The following is a 20,305-nucleotide window of genomic DNA, read 5'->3' on the forward strand; positions in this document are numbered from 1 at the left end:
ATATGAGATAACTTTATGTTACCGACGTTTCAGGTTTCCCTGGGGTAACTGGAGAATTTTGCCCATGAGCTTGAAAATTCGAAAGAATAGGGCTGCCGCCCTGCCACCGACCTGCCCGGTTGGCGAATGCATGGTCATGCTCGGCGGCGCCTGGGCGCCCAACATCATCTGGTATTTAAGCGGCGGCCCGCGCCGCTTCAGCGAGCTCAAGATCGACATTCCCGGCATCTCGGCAAAAGTGCTGAGCACGCGCCTGAAGGACATGGAGGAGAAAGGCGCGATCGAACGGCGGATCATGCCGACATCGCCGCCTTCGGTCGAGTACCGGCTGAGCGAACTTGGTCAGGAGTTCGTGCCCGCAATCCACGCGATCGTCGAGGTCGGCTACAAGCTCAAGCTTCGCCGCGAAGCGAAGCTCGCAGAGGAAGCCGCCGCCCTGAAGACGGAGCATGCGGTGCCGGCCTGACCGCAACCTATAGCGCAGTTGTGAAGTCTACCATCGGCCCTTGAGCGACTGTGCCGCATGCTCGATGAAGGCGCGGACTTTTGGTGTTTCCGCCTGCCGATCGACGAAGCAGGCGTAGAAGTCGAAGGGCTCATGGTCGGTGTTGGCAACACCTTCGCAAGGTACGCCGCCGAACAGCGGCACAAGCAGGCCGCGCGCGATCAGGTCCGTCGCGATAAAGGCGCCGAGCCGCGTGATGCCGGCACCGGCGATCGCCATTTCGGCCAGCGTGTCGATATCGTTGCTGACGATCGTTGCCTTCAGCTCGGGCTCGAAGCGCAGGCCGTCGCGCACGAAGCCCCAGCGAAAGATCCGCCCGTGCCCGGCGTAACGGTAGACGAGGCAATGATGATGGATCAGGTCTTCCGGCCGCTCGGGCCGACCGTGCCGCTTGATGTAGGAGGGGGAGGCACAGATGACCATCGGCACCGAGGCAAGCTTGCGCGCAATCAGCCCAGGCTCCAGCTGCAGGCCGAAGCGCACGCTGATATCGATGCCTTCGCCGATGTGATCGATCTCCCGGTCGGTGACCACGAGTTCTATCGAGACTTCCGGATGCCGCTCGGCAAAAGATGGCACAAGCGGCGCTACCACATGTCGGCCGAAGGCGACGGAGGACGCGATCTTCAGCGATCCCCGCGGCTCCGCATTCAGTGACGCGACGGCAACGGCTGCGAGTTCGAGATCGTGAACGACGCTGCGCACCCGGTCGAAATAGACCCGGCCGCTCTCCGTCAGGCCCAACTGCCGTGTTGTGCGGCTCAGCAACCGCGTTCCGAGCGTCCGCTCAAGCCGGGCGATATTCTGGCTCGCAGAGGCCGGTGTGATGCCGAGCTTGCGCGCCGCCGCGGCGATGCTGCCTTCCTCGACGCTCCGGACGAAACTCTCGACGCCGCGCAATGTATCCATAATGACATCCATCGAATAGTTGTTTCAATTCGATGGTTTTGCCTAATTCTGAACAAGGCTGCAATGGTCTACCTGCGCGCGGCACCATCCGTATAGTGCCGGCCATACCGCACGGATGATCCTTGCGGACAAGCTACGGAGATCTTCATCATGGAAGATACGATACCCCCGCTGCGGGTCGCGCGCAGCCGCAAGCTGCCGCCCCGCGCGGTGCCGATTGCCTTTGCTTTCTTCATGTCGGCGATCATGGCGTTTCTGATGTGCTGCGTCATCGTCGGCGTCAACACCGGCATCGACGCCGGCTACCCCGCCCGTGTTCTTAGCACCTATGTGTTGGCGATGCCGGTGGCATTCCTTTGCGTGCTGACCGTCCGACCCTTTGTCCTGAAACTCGTCGGTGCCGTCTGCCGCATGCCCGGTTGAGTTTTCGGGCCTGTCCCGGGGAACCGGGACGGCCGTTGCATTCAAGTCCACATCTCAAGTGGACCGCCTGTTCAGCCACAATTCAGCCTTGTGCCAATATGCTGCGATCATTGTTCCTGGGAGGGGTCCGTAATGATCGGCTTTCGCAGCGTCCTGATTTCACTGGCGGTGGTGACCGCCGGACTTGCCTCCAAGGTGGAGGTCGCTTCAGCCAGCACTTTCGTTGCCTGGGAGGTTTCCGGTGTCGCCTGGAACGACGTGCTCAATGCGCGCGCCTGGCCGTCCTCGTCGTCTGCCGTTCGCGCTGGTTATCCGAATGGAACCAGACTGCAGATGACCGGTCGCTGCATGAACGGCGTCGATCTTCAGCGGATTGCCCGCTGGTCGGCGCAACGGCAGAGTAATGCGGTGCGCGCCACCTGGTGCCAGATCTGGCACGATCCGCAACAGAACGGCCGCTGGCAGGAAGGCTGGGTCTACGGCAAGTTCATCCGGCCGGCGCGCTTCTGATCGTTCTCGCCCCCCCCAAAAAAACATGTCTGTGCCGTTGATGCGATGCACGATGTCGGTCCGCATCACAAAAGCGATTGACGTTGCAATCGCATGACACCGCTTTCGAGCAAGCTGCTGTATAGCATAGGCGTTTCGCTTTATTCAGCAGTTTGGACGAATGCATGTTGAACAATACTTATGGCAAGCTTGCCTCTCATGTTTATAATTTAGACAAATATATTGGAAAATCCTTCGGCGACGTCGAGTATTATCGCGAACGCTTGAAAGGCTGTTCCGGCCCGATATTGGAACCGGCCGTCGGCAACGGTCGTGTGCTGATCCCGCTGCTTGAAGCCGGCCTTGACGTTAGAGGTTTCGATGCCTCGCAAGACATGCTCGACTATTGCCAGGCGCATTGTGCCGACCGCGCGCTGACACCGGCTTTATCACAGCAGACCTACGAGGCGTTTTCCTACGAGGAGCGCTTCGAGGCGATCGTCATTCCTGCCGGCTCGCTGCAACTGATCGCCGACCATGCCACCGCGACCGCGATCCTCAAGCGTTTCCTCGATCATCTTCGGCCGGGTGGCCGCCTGATCTTCGACATCTATCCGCACGATCTTTTCGCCGATGACACTCAGCCGAACATCCGCAGCTGGCAGGCCGAGGCCGGTGATCTGCTGACGTTGACCAGCCAGCGGGTCAAGGCCGACCTTATCGCCCAGACGACGGTGTCGCACCTGCGCTACGAGCTCTGGTGCGAGGGGAGGCTGGCGTTGAGCGAGCTTGAATTCTTCACGATGCGCTGGTGGGGCATCGAGGAAATGGCGCTGACCTTGCGCGCTGCCGGATATGTCGATCTCGTCATCTCGGGCAATTACGATTTCGGTCGTGCGCCGAAGGATCGTGACGAGGTTGTCACCTTCGAGTGCCGCCGGCCGCAGTAGCGGCGGCCCGGGCAGGATGAAAAGCCACGCCCTCAGTGTGAAGAGGGCGTGGCAACCGCCATCAGCGGCAACGCGTCGTGAAATTCGACTGGTCGAGCTGCTTTCCATTGACGGTCAATACCGAGCCCGGCGATTGTGTCAGCGAGCCAGCAGTCCATCCGGCGTCGGCGATGCAATCCTTCGGCGTGTTGGTTGTCACAACATCGCCTTTCACATCGATCGACGGCCCCATGAAAAAGAGCCCGGCCTTGGCTGCCTTGTCGACCTTCATTCCGTTGAACTCGATATCGCTGACTGGGCCGCCGAGGAACGCGTAGTCGCTACCGTAGATAAACGCGCCGTAGCTGCCGGCATTGGTGATGTTCACGCCGTTGAAGGTAATATCGGAAACGGGGTTGAGGAAGATGCCTGCGTTCCGTGTGCCATCGATGTTCAGACCATTGACGACGATATCCGTGGTCGTGGTCGGCAACGTGGAAGCCGAGACCATCATCAGGCCGTTGATGCCGCCCTTCAGCGTCATGTTGTTGATCTCGACATCCGATGTGCCTTGAAACACGACAAGATCCATGTCGCGGTCCTGCTTCGAGTTGTCGATGGTGAAGTTCTCGATCAGCACATTGTTGGCGGCAACCATCAGCAGTCCTTCGCGCCTCGAATTGCTGATCGTGACATTGTCGAGATAGATTCTGCTCGCCTCGTTGGCGATCACTGGCGGCCAATCGCTTTCGTCGATCTCGCTGCCCGTGAATATTCCGTAGGTCACCTTGTCGATATCGGTGTTGCGGATCGTCAGGCTGCTTGTTCCCAATGTGCTGATAGCGGCGTAAGGCGCTTCATTCGGCTTGTAGACGGTAAATTCGCACTGTGTGTTGTTCTCGCAGATGTAGAGGTCGTGAATGCGGGTGTCTTCAATCTCTGCGCCGACAACCCGTGTCAGGCGAATGCCGTCGTGGCTGGTCTTTGCGATGTCAACATTGTCGATCCAGAGACCTTCAGTCCCGGTGCTGCCGATCCCCGCACGACCCCCACGAATGGCCACGGAAGAGACTGTGCTCAGGGACGCCATCGTGACAACGTCTTGCGCCGGGTCGAAACCGGTCAAAGTCGTCGCCGCGCCCCTGTTGACGAAGTTAGCGGTCGCGCCGCTGTTTGCACCGCGCACCGCAAGCGTGCCACCACCCCCCAGCAGCGTCTGCCCAAGGCCAAGGCTGAGCGACCGTTCAAGGCCGAGATTGCCGTCGACAAGAATGAGCGCACCTGCACCCGCATCTGCCAGCAGCTGGTTGATGCTCGCAGCATTGCCGTTTGCAGCGGATACGTTGATCACTTTCCCAGGCGTGGTGCCATCGTAAACGAACTGTGCCGCTTCGACATCGCCGGTCGCACCGGCATGGGTGCGGATCTTGGCTGACCGCTCGACACGCTGGATCATCGGATCGAAGGCATCGCCTGCCTTGGGCGTGGCGCCGAACGGGATGCGCAGGCGCGCCATCACGGCGCCCTTGAGCTTGTCCTCGTTGTCATAGGTGCCGGTAACGCCGAGCGATACGGTCGAACCCTCGGAAAGACCGGGCAGGTCGGCGAAGGTTAGTTCCGCGCGCAGCTTGGCGCCGAACATGTCGCCGAGGTTCTTGCCGCCGTACCAGTAGGTGCCGCCGAAAACCTTCAACTGCACATCGGATCCTTCATCGAAGACCGGAAGACGGCCGCCGATTTCGGCGTCGAGCCCGCGTCGAGCCCGCTCCTTGCCTTCCTGGAAGACGAGGACATGGTCGCGAACATAGGCGGCATTGAAGGCGCTCAGCGTCTTGGCGCCTGACAGCGGCAAATAGAGATTGCTGCGCATCTCGAGGTCGCTGCTGAGCGCTTCGAGACCGAAGGAGACCTGGTTGAACGAATTGCCGTGCTCGCTCTTCAGATAGTCGTAGTAGCCATAGGCGCCGATGACCCACTGGTCGTTGGCACGGAAGCGGTAACCCGCGCCGATCGAGCCCTGCCGAACCTTGTCGTTTCCTATCGTTCCGCGTGTATCGATGAAAATGGCATTGCCTGAGTCGAGCACGAAAGGCAGGAAGAATCCGCCGCTGGCAGCCGAGCCGCCGCTGAAGAAACCGCCTTCGATTTCAGCCTGTGGTCGGAAATCCACAGCCAGGGCCGAGGACGAAAGCATCGTGCCGCTTGCGAGAGCAAGCGCTAAAATAGTGTTGTTTTTCATATTATTAACTCCGCATACACTGGGGCGTTGGCGCGCCCTTGGTGATGCGGTTAGATTATACGACTGTATTACTCAAGTTTATTGATCGATTATCCCAGGGCTTTCCAGCGGCGTGATGACGCAGGCTGTGGTAGCACGTCGGATGCACAATCATGGCGGTAGTCCCCGGAAATCGTCCCAAGGCCGCGTCCGTTCATTTTCAAAGGGGCACCAGAGGCCGGAAGGCCCTGCCGGTCAGTCGGACGGGCAGGGCTTGCGTTCTCGTCAATTGGTGGCGTCAGGCCTTAAGCGCTGCGACATTGTCCCGGGCGTAGGTCTCCAGGCTACGTGGCTCGTGTCCGGTGAGCGTCTTGACGTCTCCGGTCGGCGTCGCCGTCCAGCCCTCGCGCACCGGATGGAAGATTGCGGCCAGGAAGCGCGCATAGTTTTCGGGCACGCCCGCACCGGTCAGGATGCCGACAAAGGTCTCATCGTCGATCGGTGTGTAGGCGATGGGCTTGCCGATGACGCGCGACAGGATCGCTGCCGCCTCGGCGTAGTTCAGGGCCTCGGGCCCCGTCAGGTTGAAGGCACGACCGTTGAATGCGTCGCTGGTCAGGGCGGCAGCAGCACTTTCGGCGATGTCGCGGCTGTCGATAAAGCTCGTCTTGCCTTCCGCAGCCGGTACCGCGATCGTGCCGTGGCGGATGCCCTCGACCCAGTAGGTCTGGAAATTGTCCGAAAACCAGTTGGGCCTGAGGATCACGAACGGTGCGCCGGTCTTTTCGACCAGCAGTTCGACCTGCCGGTAGGGAATGCTGTCGTCGGCATCGACGCCGATGACGGTCATCAGCACGATCTTGACGCCGCGTGCTGCGGCTGCGGTGATGATCGGCGTCAGCAGGCCGACCGGATCGAGATGGCCGCCCGGAGTAAGCACGAACATCCGGTCGACCCCGTCGAGCGCGCCGCCATAGCTTGCGTTGTCCTGATAGTCGAACGCGACCGCTTCGGCGCCCGGGATCGGCGTTGCCTTGCGCGTCGCGGCCTTGACGCTTTCTCCCTTTGCGACCAACGCGTCGATCACCTTGCGTCCGACTGTGCCATTTGCTGCGAGCACCAGAATCTTGCCTGACATATCCGTCTCCTTGGTATCACATAGAAACCATGTTAATAACGGGAACTAGATATAAGTGCCGGAAAATGCTGTAAAGAAGGCACTTTCCGGTGACATGGTTTCCTCCGGGAAACCGCCAGTTGGAGCCCGCGCGCTATGGAATACGATGCCTATATCCAGACTTGCCCGACCCGCATGGTGCTGGATCGCCTTGCCGACAAATGGGCGGTGCTGGTTCTCGGCCGGCTTGACGACAAGCCCGTGCGGTTCAATCAGCTAAAACGCGAGATCGATGGCATCTCGCAAAAGGTGCTGTCGCAGGTGTTGAAGAAGCTGGAACGCGATGGGCTGGTCAGCCGCGCGGTCTTCGCGACGGTGCCCGTGACGGTCGAATATGCGATCACACCTCTCGGACGAACGCTGAGCGCCACCGTCGACGCGCTACGCCGTTGGGCCGAGGACAACATCGAGACAGTGCTGGCAGCCCAGCAGAAATACGACCGCGCCGCGGTGTGAGCGACGCGGCACCTCGTCGTGGCGGCGTTGGAGGAGGAAAGTGGCCTCAGGCTGCGAGCCTGAGGCCGATACCCCAGGGATCGACGAGGCTGTAGGCGGTGCCGCTTCGGTTGACCGAAATGCCCATCTCGTCGAGCTTGCCAAGCGCTGCGGTGAGCTCTGCCGGATCCTTGTACTGGATCGTGTAGTCGGAGAGGCCAATCATGTTGGCCTCACGTTTCGGTGCACCGCGAGAGTTCCAGATATTGGCGGCAACATGGTGATGGTACTTGCCCGAGCCGAAGAAGCTTGCGCCCGGATAGCGCGCCATCAGCCCGAGCCCCAGCACGTCGCGGAAGAACGCATCGGCCTCAGGAATATCCGACACCTGCAGATGGATGTGGCCGATACCGGTGCCCTCGGCAAGGCCGTTCCAGTCGTCCTTCGGCGCCTCGTCATAGAGCGCCTGCAGGTTGAGCGGCAGCGTATCCATGCCGACCGTGCCATCGGGCTTGAAGGTCCACTCGGCCCGCGGCCGGTCACGATAGACCTCAATGCCGTTGCCTTCCGGGTCGGCGAGATAGATCGCTTCACTGACGAGATGGTCGGAAGCGCCTTGCAGACGGACATTGTTGTGTGCGGCATGGGCGAGCCAGCGGCCGAGTTCCTCGCGGTTTGGAACGAGGAAGGCCGTGTGGAAAAGACCGGGCGCATTGCGCGGCGCCTTGGCGGCGTTGCCGGCTGTGGTCAGCGTCAACAGCGGCCGGCCGCCCACACCCAGCGTCTCGCCGCTGGCAGCAGTTTCAAGCGGCTTTAGGCCCATGATGCGCTGATACCATTGCGACACCGTCGGCAGATCTTGCACCACCAGATGCGAATGATCGACATGCGCAGGCATTGCCAAGGCGTGATCCGCAGCAACATCGATGGTCTGTGTGGTCTGGCTGGACGTCATGTTTTGCCTCCTTGGGCGCCGAAACTGGAGGCCTTGCCGGGTCCTCAGTTTCGTTGAAACTGTCGGCTGAATATGGGCCCAACCGGGCGTTCACGAAAGACTGTCAGTCACTTGATGTTGTGTTCGATGAGCGTTGACAGTGGCCGTTATCGCCCTAGCTCAATTGTATAGGGCAATGCGATCGCGGCGCTTTCGATTTGATTTCAATCAATGCCGGAAGAGCCGTCTGGGCTCAGTCTCGAAGTCGAGGGATTTGCCCCCGCGTTTCGGCGCCGGCGATCCGGGTAGGCAACGCAAAGGAGTGCAGTATGTACAAGAAGATCATCGTCCCGATTGCCATGGATCAGTTGGAGCATGGTGAAACCGTGCTCGGCATTGCCGAAAAGCTGATCGATGAAGGGGGCGAGATTATCCTGCTCAATGTCGTCGAGGATCTGAACGCCTATGCCCAGGGCTACATGATCGTCGATTTCCCGCTGGAGATGGTCGAGGAATCGCGCAAGCATGCCTTGAAGACACTGGAAGCGTTGAAAGCCAAGCACGGGATCAACGGCCGCATCGAGATCCGCACCGGCGGTGCTGCCGGCACGATCAATGCGCTCGCCAAGGAAGAGAATGCCGACCTCGTGATCATCGCCTCGCACCGACCGGGCCTCATCGATTATTTCATCGGGTCGACGGCGAGCCGGGTCGTCAGCCATTGCCCATGCGCCGTTCTCGTCGACCGGTGAGCCGCCAACAAACAAGAACAGGAGCGTGGCGCGCGTGAAGTGCCACGACTTCAAGGAGTCATCTGATGGACAAGCTTGTGCTTGACGACTTTCGTGAACGGTTGACCAGCCGCAAACGGGAACTCTATGGCCGGTTGGTGAAGATCGAGCATGATCTCGATGAGCCGATGAACGCCGACGTGCCGGATCGGGTAACCGAGCGGGAGAATGACGAGGTGCTGGAAGGTCTTGGCCTTGCCGGCCAGGAAGAGATCCGCGGGATCGACGCGGCCCTCGACCGCATCGCGTCCGGCAGCTTCGGGACCTGCGTGCGTTGCGGCTTGCCGATCTCTTCTGAACGGCTGGATGCGGTGCCGCATACGCCGCTCTGCCAGGAATGCGCGGCCGAGGTTTCGGCCGGGGCAAAGTAGGTTTCCGCCCAGTTTAGCGATCGGCTGTTGAACGATTGGCATGCTTTGTGCCCGGGAACACAGCATGGGAGCCAATTGAAACTGCCAATCTTGCTCCGGGGCTGTGTTGTCTCGCCGTCAGTGCGGCGGGACGTTCGCCAGATCGAGCTTCAATCTCGGCAGGAACCGTCCAGGTACGACCGTCGAGGCGACCATGCCGTCATCGACCGCGCCCAGGCGTCGATAGAAATCGGCGGCGCCGGGATCGGCATCGATCGTCATGACCTTCGCTCCTCTGTTCAGGGCGGTTTCCACGCTCCAGCCAAAGAGCCTCCGGCCGATGCCACCGCCCAACGCGTCGGGATCGACAAACAGCTTGTCGAGTTCGGCAGCGTCGCCTTGGTACACCACCTGGGCGACGCCCACGATCTTGCCATCGTCGACGGCGACCTGGATATCCGATTGTTGCCAGTCGGCCACCGCTACCGTCAAGGCGGGCCGACAAGCAGTCATGAACGCCGCGTCGTAGCCCCAGACCGCCTTGGACCGAAGGCAAAGCTGCGTCAGGATTTCGGCCTCGTCCGGCTCCGGCGTGCGTAAAGCCGTCATCACTAGTCCTCCCCGTGAACGTGCGGTTGTCCGCCTCGCTTGCCAATGTGGTTGCGGCCCGTGCTGCGGACAAGGGATGCCCGTCTTCGCAAACACATCATGCCGCTGTTGTAATGCGTTGCAAAAGTTGATGCTTTCGTCATCCTCGAGCCCTTTGCCGCGGCGTCTGGCTGTGGCAGGATAAGGCATATCAGCAACGCGACCGCCGCCTGAGGGCGAAGGAAGGTCGGAGGTGGGGTCCGTGGAATTCGCCGGCGTCAAGTGGAACTATGATCGATCGGAACTGATCGCCGATGGCATCGTGCATGGGGTTGGCCTTGCCGCGGCCCTCGTTGGCGTCACCGCTCTGATCTTTTACGCGATGCTCTGGAGTTCGGCCGGCCAGCTTGCTGCTGCCGCGATTTATGGCACCGGTCTGCTGGCGACCCTGTCTATATCGTTCCTCTACAATCTCTACCCGGTTTCGCGCACCAAATGGTTTCTGCGTCGCTTCGATCACTCGTCCATCTTCGTGCTGATCGCCGCGACCTATACGCCCTTCCTGCAGCGCGGCTGGGACGATCCGTTTCTGTTTGCCATGCTGATCGGCATCTGGGCGATTGCCGCGCTCGGCGTGGGGATCAAGTGCCTCTTTCCCGGTCGGTTTGACCGGCTGGCGATCCTGCTTTATCTCGCCATGGGCTGGAGCGGCGTCCTTGCGGTGGGGCCGCTGCTGTCGGCGCTATCGTCGACGACGCTGGTGCTGATCCTCGTCGGCGGCATCATCTATTCCGCCGGCGTGATCTTCCATGTCTGGGAGAAGCTGCGTTTCCAGAACGCCATTTGGCACGCCTTCGTCGTTACCGGCGCCGCCGTGCACTATTCAGCCGTCATCAACTGTCTGACAGGCACGGCGATATCCTGATTCAGTTCAGCGAGAGCATTTCCAGGAAAAGCAAGACGCGGCTTCCGTTGGGAAACGCGTAAAAACAAAGAGATAGAGCGTCTCTTTTGTGGTCGGAAACGGTCACGAACGACACCGCTCAGTTCGGCGCGGCCACGGGTGCTGCCGCCACCGGCGTCTGCTGACAGCCTTCCGAGGGGCGCAAAGCCTCCGCCATCCGCGAGATGACACCATCGAAGCTGGTCAGCCGGCTCTTGCGGTATTGCAGGCGGAAATAGGCCGCGCTGCCGTCGCAGAGCGCAATGGCGCGCGTGTAAAATACCTCGTCGCCGCGCACGCCGGAAAAACTTGCCCAGGCTGCGGTGACGCGCGAGTAGGAAATCCGCCACTGGTCTTCCCGTTCGCTCGCCATCCGATCGTTGACGTCGATCTCGAAATCGCCGTCGACAAGCTCGCTGCCGAAAACGGCGAGCGTGGCGCCGTTGTCGTTGGCATGAAAGCTGACGCCGTCGCCATTGTCGGCTTCACCTTGCGGTTCGAAGCCGGGCGGAATGTCGAGGATATAGCCGAAACGCGGATTGGCATAGGCATGCCAGTCATCGTCCGCAGCGGCCGGGAACGCAGCCGAGAACAGAAGCGCGAATGCAGCGAGAATGCGACGCATGCGGACCTCCTCCCGACTTGCTTCGACGGTCTGTTTATGAATAGCACATCCGTGCAGGAAGCGCTGTTTCTATCGGAACAGCGGCAAGCCTAAAACCGCAACCTTCCGTTTGCGTCAATCCTCGGTAAACGTCATCGCGTGGCCGTTCAGGCAGTAACGCAGGCCGGTGGGCGGCGGTCCGTCGGGGAAGACGTGACCGAGATGAGCATCACAGTCCGCACAGCGGATTTCGGTGCGCACCATGAAATGTGAACGGTCCTCGATCTCGCGGATCGCCTCATCGTCGATTGCGGCGAAATAGCTCGGCCAGCCGCAACCGGAATCAAACTTGCTGTCGGAGCGAAACAGCGCACGGCCGCAGCAGACACATTCATAGGTGCCCACCTTCTTGTTGGAAAGGAAGGGACCGGTGAAGGCGCGCTCGGTGCCGTGTTCGCGGGTGATGCGGTATTGTTCGGGCGACAGCTGCGCGCGCCACTCCGCATCGGTCTTGATCACTTTCGGCGCCCTTGCGTCTCTCATCGAAGATCTCCCTGTGATTGTCGACGAGTATATAGGATCGCTGGCGGCGCGCCGCAAATCACGCTCGCGTGCCGGCAGGCTGCGATCAGTCTGGGCTGTGTCCGACAGCGGAACTTCAGCTCGATCAGATGCGATGCGAGGTGTGGTCTCAACCACCTCCGACGCCCGGCGGCACCTCGTTAAAATCTCGCCGGATTACAGTCGGGCCGGTACCGTGAACGCGTTTGCTCTCGTTGTAGAACGCGATGAACTCTTGCGCGGGTAAGGCTTTGGAATAAAGCCAGCCCTGGCCGTAGTGCACGCCGCGTTCGAGCAGATAATCCGCCTGCTCCTGTCGTTCGATGCCTTCGGCGACGATGTAGAGGTTCAGCGATTTGGCGATGTCGATGATATGAGGGGTGACGGCGCTCGTGGCCGAGACGAGCCCGACGGTATCGATAAAAGACTTGTCGATCTTCAATGCGTCGAGCGGCAGGTCCTGTAGATATTGCAGGCTGGAATAGCCCGTGCCGAAATCGTCGATCGCCACGGAATGGCCAAGTCGACGGGCTTCCTCGATCGTTGCTCGGGCGGATTTCACATCCATGAAGCCGCGTTCGGTGGCCTCGAGCCAGATCTGCTCGGTGAGGACGCCGGAGTTCGCGAGCTCTGCCTGGATGACGGGCAGGACACGCCCGGATTTGATGTCGTCGGCCGAGAGATTGATGGCGATGTGCAGCGAACGGTCGGCGACGAGGACCGCGCCGAGATCGCCAATGACCCCGTCGATGACCTGATCAGTAATGGCCTGGATCAGGCCGCTTTCCTCCGCAAGCGGGATAAAGGTGTCAGGCCTGACCAGCGAGCCGTCGGGCCTGCGCCAGCGCACGAGCGCTTCCGCACCGACGCAGATGCCGGTCTTCATCTCGATGAGCGGCTGATAATGCACGATGAATTCACGGCGATGTACGGCGATTGAGAGTTCGCCGAGCGGCGAGAGCCGTCGTCGCGACAGCCAGAGGACGAGGCCAACCATCAATGCGGCGACAATCGCGCCGAGCGGCAGGAGCAGCAGGCGTTCGCGGCCGAGATCGTTCAGCAGCGACGCCCTTGACGACGTTGCTATCGCGATCCAGCCGGAGCCGCTCGCGGTGGCAAAGAGATTGTCCGCATCGCTGCCGGTCTGCGGATGCTCGACCAGCCGCTTGATCAGCGAAGCGTCCGGCGCGTTCAATGCGCTGACGAGGGTGCCCGTGTCACTGGCGATCGCAAGGCGCGTATCCGGAGAAGCGAGCACGTCGACAAGCCGTGCCGGATCGGTCAGCACGCTGTAGGATCGATATCGCAATCCCAGCATCGCCCGACCGTTGCTGATCGTTGGGTGAACCCGAGCCGTCACGCCGATGCCGCTGGCCGTGGTGAAGTCGACTGGCCCGCGACCGATGGTCGATTCCGGTTTGCCCCACGAAGTGCATTTGAGCTCGTCGCCTTCGAAGTAGCCGATGTCTTCGACGGAGCGCGTGTTGACGACAAGGGTGCGCATCGCCGCGATATGGGCCTGGGAGCAGGGCGCGAAGCTGAACTGGTCGGCAGACTTGAGCGCCGAGGTCGCTTCGCCGAGCGCCGTATCGGCACGCACCAGCGCATACTCTGCGAGACGACTGAGGCGGGTCTCCTCCCTGTTGGTGGCGACCGACCAGGATAGATAAAACGCGGCGGCGATCGGCAGGATGGCACCCAGCGCCGCGAGCACACTGGTCATCGCCACAATGTAGGACCGTTCCAAGCCAGACCTCGTGAGCTCAAGAGAAGCGCTGTGCAATTCGTTGCATCAATCGATCAGCGATGGCGACCGATCTAGACCATGACGTGCTCGCCAGGAAGCACGAAGGATGGCTTTAGTCCTTGAAAAATAGCGCACTTGACGATTCTCAAATGCGCACGCCAGAGGTTTCGGGTTCGTATCGAAGCTCACTTATTGCCGTTGCATCACGACGAAGTACCAGATGCGATGCATCTCTTGCGACCGATAAGGCTGGACGTTGCCAACAACACGTTAATCGCATTCGCCGGTTGAACGGTAGCGATGACCCTGAGTGTGCGAATGCGTTGCCATATATCGGACGGTTTCGCCTCGGCCCGCGATCATGGCCGCAAATCTCACAAGAAAACCGGAGATTTACCGGCTTTTCTGGAGTTAACAGCGCATAACGTCGATTTTCCCCGAATAAGGCTTGAGGCGCGTGTACCCATCTTTTATGTCGGGTATTCGTTTGATCCGACAATCAAATCGCAAAGGAGCGCGCCCGGACGATGGATGCTGCCGCCCTGACATTGCTGGCCTTGTCGCTTCCGTTTGTCGGTGCGCTTGTCGCGCCGCTGCTGACCCGCCTGCTCGGACACAACGCTGCCTGGATTCTCGCGCTTTTTCCTGCGGCGATCGTCCTGCACTTCACGCGCTTTCTGCCTGAAGTCTCTCGTGGCGAGATCGTTACCGGTGGCTATGAATGGATCCCCTCCTTCAATGTCAGTTTCTCCTGGCTGATCGATGGCCTGTCCCTGACCTTCGTTTTGCTGATCGCCGGCATCGGCACGCTGATCGTGCTCTACTCCGGCGGCTACCTGAAGGGACATCCGCAGCAGGGTCGGTTCTTCTCCTTCATCCTGATGTTCATGGGATCGATGCTCGGGCTCGTCGTGTCCGACAGCTTCCTGATGCTCTTCGTTTTCTGGGAGCTGACATCGATTACCTCCTTCCTGCTGATCGGCTTCGACCATTCGCGGGAGGCCGCCCGGCGTGCCGCCCTGCAGGCGCTTGTGGTTACCGGGGGAGGTGGGTTGTTTCTGCTCGCGGGCCTGCTGGTCATCTGGAATGTCACCGGCGTCACCCAGCTCTCGCTGCTGGTGTCCTTCGGTTCGGAGATGCGCGCGAGCCCCTTCTATCTCGCGGCACTGCTGCTGGTGCTCGGTGGTGCCTTCACCAAGTCCGCCCAGTTCCCCTTCCATTTCTGGCTGCCCAACGCGATGGAGGCGCCGACGCCCGTCTCGGCCTACCTGCACTCCGCGACAATGGTGAAGGCCGGCGTCTACCTGCTGATGCGCCTCAACCCGGTGCTTGGCGGAACGCCGGAATGGCAGATATTGCTGCCGCTCTTCGGCGGCGCGACGCTCGTCATTGGCGCAGTTCTCGCCTGCCGACAGACCGATCTGAAGTTGATGCTCGCCTATACGACCATGGCATCCCTTGGTCTGCTCGTCATGCTGACCGGGATCGGCTTCCCGCATGCGATCGAGGCGGCGGCGCTCTATCTGGTGGCGCATTCGCTGTTCAAGGGCGCGCTGTTCATGGTTGCCGGCATCATCGACCATGAAACCGGGACCCGCGACGTGACGAAGCTCGGCGGCTTACGCTCCGCCATGCCGCTGACATTCGTGATCGCACTCGCAGCGGCACTTTCGATGGGTGGCTTGCCGCCGTTTTTCGGCTTCCTCGCCAAGGAAGAAATCTATTACGCGCTGGCCAGCCTGGACCGGCGCGCGATGGTTTTCGCGGCGCTCGCCATCCTCGGCAATGCGCTGATGTTTGCCGTCGCGTTTGCCATTGCGCTCAAGCCCTTCGTGGGCGCAAAGACCGAAACACCGAAGTCCGCGCATGAGGCGCCGGTGCTTCTGTGGCTCGGCCCGGCGCTTCTGGCTGCCAAGGGGCTGTCAGCTGCCCTGTTGTCCGGCCTCGCCCACGAGCTCGTGTCGACGCCGATGGCAACGGCGATTGCCGGCGAGCGCAGACAGGTCACGATTTCGATCGTTCCCCATATCGGCGTGCCGCTGGCTTTGTCCTGTGTCACCATCGCCCTCGGCGTGATCTTTTATCTCAACCTTGCCCGCCTGCGCGCCTTCATCGCCACTATCCTCAGTGACATTGGCTGGGGACCGGATCGTGGTTTCGACCAGTTCATGCGCGGGCTTGTGCGCTTTTCCGTCGCTTTGACCCGCCGGCTGCAATCCGGCCGGCTCGATGTCTATATGACGGTGACATTCATCCTGGTTGCCGCCGTGCTGCTGGGCGCACCGCTTTACTATGGCGAACTGCCGCGCGCACCGTTCTTCGCCGCCGACGTGCCGCTGCATGAGCTGGCGATCATGGCGATTGCCGTCATCGGCCTTTTCGCCGTCGTGCTCGCTTCCGATCGGCTGACCGCGATCGTCTCGCTCGGCATCCAGGGCTTTGCCGTTGCTGTCATTTTCCTGCTCTATGGTGCGCCGGACCTCGCCTTTACCCAGTTCATGATCGAGACCCTGTCGGTCGTCGTGCTGGCACTGGTGATGACGCGGCTGAGGCTCGCACCCTCCGATCATCGGCCGCTCGTTCAGAAGGTGCCGGATCTTACGATCGCGCTTGCCTGCGGTATCGGTTTCGGGCTGATGCTCTTGAAAGTGACCGGCGTGCCCTTCGACGCCTCGTTGACCGACTTCTTCAACCTCTATTCGAAAACGATCGCGCATGGCGCCAATGTCGTCAACGTCATCATCGTCGATTTCCGCGGCACGGACACGCTTGGCGAAATCGCCGTCGTCATGGTGACCGGTCTCGCCATCCTGTCCTTGGTTCGCCTCAGGGCCGGCGCGTTGCGGCGCATCGCCGACAATGACCCGGATGCGGAGGAACGCACATGAGATCGGTGATTTTCCGGGCCGTCGCACCGTTTCTGACCAGTCTGATGGTTCTGTTTTCGATCTTCGTGCTGCTGCGCGGGCACAACGAGCCGGGCGGCGGCTTCATCGGTGGACTGATTGCCGTGTCGGCATTGGCGATCTACGGTATCGCCTGCGGCGTCGAGACCGTGCGTCGCGCGATCTACTTCCACCCGATGGCGATCGCCGGTGCAGGCCTGTTTGCGGCCACTATCGCCGGATTGATCTCGATCGCGGCCCACGTGCCTTTCATGACCGGGCTTTGGATCTATCCCTCCTTGCTCGGCGTGGAAGTGCCGCTATCGACGGTGACGCTGTTTGATTGCGGCGTCTATCTGGTCGTCGTCGGTGCCATCAGCTCGATCGCCCTGTCGCTCGAAGAGCGGGGAGGCGAATGATGGAAACCTGGTTTGCGCTGCTGGTCGGCATCTTCTTCACTGTCGCCATCTATCTGCTTCTGTCGAAGTCCATCATTCGCGTCCTGTTGGGCGTGGCGATCCTCGGCAATGGCGTCAACCTCTTGATCTTTACCGGCGGCCGGCTGACGCGCGGCGTGCCGCCCGTCATTCAGGAGGGTGCCGATACGCTCACCGGATCGGCGGCCAACGCGCTGCCACAGGCTCTCATCCTCACGGCGATCGTCATTTCGTTCTCCTTCTTCGCTTTCCTGCTCGTTTTGGCCTGGCGCGCCTACGAGGATCTTTCGACCGACAATACCGACGAAATGCGCGTCGCCGAGCCGGAAGAAGAGCCGGCTCCCCCGCTTGGATACTGACCGACACATGGCCGTTTCGACTTCACCCCCCGCCGATCTTTCTGCTGCCCTCGTTCTCGAGCCGGTTGCGGCAGCCGACTGGCTGGTGATCCTCCCGGTTGCCTGGTGCCTGGCGATCGGCGCGTTGCTGGTCATGCTGCGCCGCCCGATCGGCCTGCATCCGTTCATCACCATTGCGGGGCTTGCGGGCCTGGTGGTGATCGACGGGTTGCTTTTGCACCATGTGATCGCGAGCGGCCCGGTGACGATGGTGATGGGGCGCTGGCTGCCGCCCTTCGGTATCGCCTTTACCGTCGATCTCACCGGCGCACTATTTGCACTTACGGCGTCCGTCGTAGCACTTGCCGGCGGCGTCTACTCGCTCTCCGACATCAATGACAGCGGCCGGCGATACGGTTTCTATCCTTTCCTGATGCTACTGATGGCCGGCGTCTCCGGTGCGTTTCTGACCGGTGACATCTTCAATCTCTACGTCTGGTTCGAGGTGCTGCTGATCTCGTCCTTCGGCCTGATCGTGCTCGGCTCCGAGCGCGAGCAGATCGATGGCGCGGTGAAGTATGGTTTCCTCAACCTCGTCGCGACGACGCTGTTCCTGGTCACCACCGGCTATCTCTATGCAAGCTTCGGAACGCTCAACATGGCCGACATCGCCCGCAAGGCGGAAGGCCTGCGCGGCACCGCGCCGTTGATGACGCTGACAGCATTGTTCCTGCTGGCCTTCGGGATGAAGGCGGCCGCATTCCCCGTCAATTTCTGGCTGCCGGCGTCCTATCACACGCCGCGCGTCGTCGTGTCGGCACTCTTCGCTGGCTTGTTGACCAAGGTCGGCATCTACGCGCTGATCCGCGTGACCGTGATGCTCTTGCCGGTGGAGCGGGAAGAACTCAGCTTCGTCATCGCGGTGATCGGGGCGTTGACGATGCTCGTCGGCGTGTTCGGCGCGCTCGCACAGTCCGATTTCCGTCGCATGCTCGGCTATCTCGTGATCTCCGGCATCGGTTCGATCCTTGCTGGCGTTGCCGTTGGCGGGCCGGGCGGCATCGGCGGCGCGGTCTTCTATGCGCTGCATTCGATGCTTGTCATGACGGCGCTCTACTTCGCCTCGGGCGTCGCAGCGAAGCTTGGCGGCAGCTTCTCGCTATCGTCGCTATCAGGTCTTTACCGCCGCCATGCTGGATTTGCCGCCATCAGCCTGATGCTCGCCTTTGCCGTATCCGGCCTGCCGCCGTTCTCCGGCTTCTGGCCGAAGGTCATGCTGGTCAAGGCAGCACTCGACATTGGCGCCTGGTGGCTTGCGGCCACACTGCTCGTCACCGGCTTCCTGACGACGATCGCGACCGGCCGCTTCTTCCTGCTTGCCTATTGGCGGGACACGGCCGGAGGGCAGGGGGCAACGGACAAGGCGCAGATCCCGGCGACCATTCTCCTGCCTTTGGGCGTGCTGACGTTGCTGACGCTCGCGATCGGCCTTTATCCCGAGCCGCTGCTGGCAACGATCCAGAGTGCCGCCGCCGGCCTATCCGAACCGTCCGGATATCTGAACTCGGTCTTCCCGGGAGCTGCCCGATGATCAAGTTCCTCTGGATCAATCTGGTCTTCACCGCGATCTGGGCTGCGATCAGCGGCAGCCTCGGCGTGCCGAACCTGTTGCTTGGTTTTGCCGTCGGCGCGCTGTCCCTGTGGCTGATCCGGCGCGAATTGCAGCCTGTCGCCTATCCGGTCCGACCGCTGAAGATCCTGCTGTTGACCGCGTTGTTCTTCAAGGAGCTGGCGGTTTCGGCGACCAAGGTCGCATTCATGGTCGTCCAGCCGAAAATGCGGCTGAAGCCAGGCATCTTCTCCTACCCGCTGACCGTCAAGAGCGATTTCGAGATAGCACTGCTGGCCAACCTCATCACACTGACGCCGGGTACACTTTCCGTCGACGTCTCCGAGGATCGCAAGACCCTCTATGTTCACGCCCTTGATTGTGCGGATCCCGGTGGCCTCAGGCGCGATATTGCCAATGGTTTCGAGCGCCGGATCAAGGAGGCTTTCGAATGACGCTGCCGGACCAGATACTTTCGACCGCCACCGGCTTCGCGCTTGTGCTTTTGTCCGTGGCGCTGCTGGTGACCGTCTGGCGCATCATCCGCGGCCCGACACTGCCCGATCGCGTTCTCGGCCTCGATATGCTCGTAGCCATCGCCATCGGTCTGATCGCGGTCGTTGCCATCCGCACCGGCTTCAATCTCTACATCGATATCGCCATTGCCCTGGGGCTGGTCGGTTTCCTTGCAACCATCGCCTTTGCCCGATTTGTTCTGGCACGCGGTCTGTCGCCGGAGAAGGGCAGCCTGGTGCAGGCTGCGCCAGATGCAGGCAAAGGGGGGCGGTCGCCGAGGGCGAAAAGTAACAGGCGCAAACGCAAGGGGGCACGCTGATGGAAGCGACCTTCGAGACGATCATTACGCTTTCCGTTGCCGTACTGCTTGTCGGCGGCGCCGTCTTTTCCTTGCTCGCAGCGATTGGCATCGTGCGTTTCCCCGATCTGTACACCCGCATGCACGCGGCCTCCAAGGCCGGGACAGTTGGCTCGGGCCTGCTGCTTTTGGCCGCGGGACTGCATTCGCTCGATGTGGCAATACTGTTTCGGGCGTTGGCGGGATGTTTCTTCTTCGTACTGACGGCCCCCATTTCCGCCCATCTATTGGCAAAGGCCGCTCATCAGGCGGGTTACAGGCTGACGAAGCAGTCGGTCATAGATCAGCTTCCGCAAAAGGAAGAGCCGCGCCGGCATTGAACGGCAACGTTTCTGTTTTTGTATTTCAGAACATTCCGATAGACCGCGGCCGCGTTAGCAATTTCGAAATAAAGTTGCTAGCGGCGGCCAAATTTATGTTTGGAATTTTCACTGATCAGTGTTAATCGAGTAAATGTAAAGTGTCGTCGTGGAAAATACTTAGAGCTGAAATTCCAGCTTGAGTTGTGAATATTGGCTGTTGCTTTGAGAGGTTGGTTGTTCCAGCGACTCGGCAATAG

The 20,305-nt window shown here is 60.8% G+C and carries 23 protein-coding genes; 15 read left to right on the forward strand and 8 right to left on the reverse strand.

Annotated elements, in window-relative coordinates; genetic code table 11:
- Positions 1-64 precede the first annotated feature (64 nt).
- The gene (locus tag AC07UR_RS05235) at positions 65-466 is read left to right on the forward strand and encodes a winged helix-turn-helix transcriptional regulator (protein ID WP_173419342.1); all 402 of its coding nucleotides are present in this window, start codon (positions 65-67) and stop codon (positions 464-466) included.
- A gap of 27 nt (positions 467-493) precedes the next feature.
- On the opposite strand, the gene AC07UR_RS05240 is transcribed toward AC07UR_RS05235, so the two are convergent.
- A complete protein-coding gene (locus AC07UR_RS05240; protein WP_209787077.1) occupies positions 494-1,414 on the reverse strand; it encodes a LysR family transcriptional regulator in 921 nt (306 codons plus the stop codon).
- 150 nt (positions 1,415-1,564) lie between these two features.
- On the opposite strand from AC07UR_RS05240, the gene AC07UR_RS05245 reads away from it, so the two are divergent.
- The 3 genes from AC07UR_RS05245 (at position 1,565) to AC07UR_RS05255 (ending at position 3,276) form a co-directional block, all read left to right on the forward strand.
- The gene (locus AC07UR_RS05245) at positions 1,565-1,837 is read left to right on the forward strand and encodes a DUF2798 domain-containing protein (RefSeq protein WP_173419344.1); all 273 of its coding nucleotides are present in this window, start codon (positions 1,565-1,567) and stop codon (positions 1,835-1,837) included.
- A gap of 132 nt (positions 1,838-1,969) precedes the next feature.
- Positions 1,970-2,347 (forward strand): SH3 domain-containing protein, encoded by a 378-nt coding sequence (locus tag AC07UR_RS05250; RefSeq protein ID WP_234902861.1) that lies wholly within the window; start codon positions 1,970-1,972, stop codon positions 2,345-2,347.
- A gap of 164 nt (positions 2,348-2,511) precedes the next feature.
- Complete coding sequence (locus AC07UR_RS05255) at positions 2,512-3,276, forward strand: class I SAM-dependent methyltransferase (RefSeq protein WP_234941594.1); 765 nt, start codon at positions 2,512-2,514, stop codon at positions 3,274-3,276.
- A 61-nt stretch (positions 3,277-3,337) separates the two neighbouring features.
- Here AC07UR_RS05255 and AC07UR_RS05260 read toward each other — a convergent pair whose 3' ends face one another.
- The gene (locus tag AC07UR_RS05260; protein ID WP_209787075.1) at positions 3,338-5,494 is read right to left on the reverse strand and encodes a right-handed parallel beta-helix repeat-containing protein; all 2,157 of its coding nucleotides are present in this window, start codon (positions 5,492-5,494) and stop codon (positions 3,338-3,340) included.
- A gap of 277 nt (positions 5,495-5,771) precedes the next feature.
- Positions 5,772-6,611, reverse strand: a complete 840-nt coding sequence (locus tag AC07UR_RS05265) for an SDR family oxidoreductase (protein WP_209787073.1) — start codon at positions 6,609-6,611, stop codon at positions 5,772-5,774.
- 135 nt (positions 6,612-6,746) lie between these two features.
- Here AC07UR_RS05265 and AC07UR_RS05270 point away from each other — a divergent pair, with 135 nt between their 5' ends.
- Entirely contained in the window at positions 6,747-7,106 is a 360-nt protein-coding gene (locus AC07UR_RS05270; RefSeq protein ID WP_209787071.1) for a winged helix-turn-helix transcriptional regulator, read from the forward strand.
- A 46-nt stretch (positions 7,107-7,152) separates the two neighbouring features.
- On the opposite strand, the gene AC07UR_RS05275 is transcribed toward AC07UR_RS05270, so the two are convergent.
- Complete coding sequence (locus AC07UR_RS05275) at positions 7,153-8,040, reverse strand: VOC family protein (RefSeq protein ID WP_209787068.1); 888 nt, start codon at positions 8,038-8,040, stop codon at positions 7,153-7,155.
- Positions 8,041-8,348: 308 nt separating this feature from the next.
- Here AC07UR_RS05275 and AC07UR_RS05280 point away from each other — a divergent pair, with 308 nt between their 5' ends.
- Both AC07UR_RS05280 and AC07UR_RS05285 read left to right on the forward strand, forming a co-directional pair.
- On the forward strand, positions 8,349-8,771 hold the full coding sequence (locus AC07UR_RS05280; RefSeq protein ID WP_209787067.1) for a universal stress protein: 423 nt from the start codon (positions 8,349-8,351) through the stop codon (positions 8,769-8,771).
- Between the two features lie 65 nt (positions 8,772-8,836).
- The gene (locus AC07UR_RS05285) at positions 8,837-9,181 is read left to right on the forward strand and encodes a TraR/DksA family transcriptional regulator (RefSeq protein WP_209787065.1); all 345 of its coding nucleotides are present in this window, start codon (positions 8,837-8,839) and stop codon (positions 9,179-9,181) included.
- 117 nt (positions 9,182-9,298) lie between these two features.
- Here AC07UR_RS05285 and AC07UR_RS05290 read toward each other — a convergent pair whose 3' ends face one another.
- Positions 9,299-9,769 carry a GNAT family N-acetyltransferase gene (locus tag AC07UR_RS05290; RefSeq protein ID WP_209787063.1) on the reverse strand — a complete coding sequence of 157 codons (471 nt, stop codon included), beginning with the start codon at positions 9,767-9,769 and terminating at the stop codon, positions 9,299-9,301.
- 241 nt (positions 9,770-10,010) lie between these two features.
- On the opposite strand from AC07UR_RS05290, the gene trhA reads away from it, so the two are divergent.
- Positions 10,011-10,673: a PAQR family membrane homeostasis protein TrhA gene (gene trhA / locus AC07UR_RS05295; RefSeq protein WP_173419352.1), complete on the forward strand. Its 663-nt coding sequence runs from the start codon at positions 10,011-10,013 to the stop codon at positions 10,671-10,673.
- A gap of 118 nt (positions 10,674-10,791) precedes the next feature.
- On the opposite strand, the gene AC07UR_RS05300 is transcribed toward trhA, so the two are convergent.
- From AC07UR_RS05300 to AC07UR_RS05310, 3 genes are all read right to left on the reverse strand, one after another.
- Positions 10,792-11,316 (reverse strand): hypothetical protein, encoded by a 525-nt coding sequence (locus tag AC07UR_RS05300; protein WP_173419353.1) that lies wholly within the window; start codon positions 11,314-11,316, stop codon positions 10,792-10,794.
- Positions 11,317-11,430: 114 nt separating this feature from the next.
- A complete protein-coding gene (msrB, locus tag AC07UR_RS05305; protein WP_209787061.1) occupies positions 11,431-11,838 on the reverse strand; it encodes a peptide-methionine (R)-S-oxide reductase MsrB in 408 nt (135 codons plus the stop codon).
- Positions 11,839-11,986: 148 nt separating this feature from the next.
- Positions 11,987-13,603: an EAL domain-containing protein gene (locus AC07UR_RS05310; protein ID WP_327795800.1), complete on the reverse strand. Its 1,617-nt coding sequence runs from the start codon at positions 13,601-13,603 to the stop codon at positions 11,987-11,989.
- A 527-nt stretch (positions 13,604-14,130) separates the two neighbouring features.
- On the opposite strand from AC07UR_RS05310, the gene AC07UR_RS05315 reads away from it, so the two are divergent.
- From AC07UR_RS05315 to mnhG, 7 genes are read left to right on the forward strand one after another with little or no spacing between them, the layout of a single operon-like run.
- Positions 14,131-16,491, forward strand: coding sequence for a putative monovalent cation/H+ antiporter subunit A (locus tag AC07UR_RS05315; RefSeq protein ID WP_209787059.1), 2,361 nt, complete (start codon positions 14,131-14,133; stop codon positions 16,489-16,491).
- A complete protein-coding gene (locus AC07UR_RS05320) occupies positions 16,488-16,907 on the forward strand; it encodes a Na(+)/H(+) antiporter subunit B (protein WP_209787057.1) in 420 nt (139 codons plus the stop codon). The genes AC07UR_RS05315 and AC07UR_RS05320 overlap by 4 nt, the downstream gene beginning before the upstream one ends.
- Positions 16,907-17,284: a Na+/H+ antiporter subunit C gene (locus AC07UR_RS05325; RefSeq protein WP_209787055.1), complete on the forward strand. Its 378-nt coding sequence runs from the start codon at positions 16,907-16,909 to the stop codon at positions 17,282-17,284. The genes AC07UR_RS05320 and AC07UR_RS05325 overlap by 1 nt, the downstream gene beginning before the upstream one ends.
- Positions 17,285-17,291: 7 nt before the next feature.
- The gene (locus AC07UR_RS05330; RefSeq protein WP_209787053.1) at positions 17,292-18,854 is read left to right on the forward strand and encodes a Na+/H+ antiporter subunit D; all 1,563 of its coding nucleotides are present in this window, start codon (positions 17,292-17,294) and stop codon (positions 18,852-18,854) included.
- Entirely contained in the window at positions 18,854-19,327 is a 474-nt protein-coding gene (locus AC07UR_RS05335) for a Na+/H+ antiporter subunit E (RefSeq protein ID WP_209788437.1), read from the forward strand. Before AC07UR_RS05330 ends, AC07UR_RS05335 begins: the two co-directional genes overlap by 1 nt.
- A complete protein-coding gene (locus tag AC07UR_RS05340; protein ID WP_209787051.1) occupies positions 19,324-19,707 on the forward strand; it encodes a cation:proton antiporter in 384 nt (127 codons plus the stop codon). Before AC07UR_RS05335 ends, AC07UR_RS05340 begins: the two co-directional genes overlap by 4 nt.
- The gene (gene mnhG / locus AC07UR_RS05345; protein ID WP_173419359.1) at positions 19,707-20,066 is read left to right on the forward strand and encodes a monovalent cation/H(+) antiporter subunit G; all 360 of its coding nucleotides are present in this window, start codon (positions 19,707-19,709) and stop codon (positions 20,064-20,066) included. The genes AC07UR_RS05340 and mnhG overlap by 1 nt, the downstream gene beginning before the upstream one ends.
- The last annotated feature ends 239 nt before the right edge of the window (positions 20,067-20,305 follow it).

The organism is Ensifer sp. GW821-FHT05G01 (assembly GCF_059419585.1).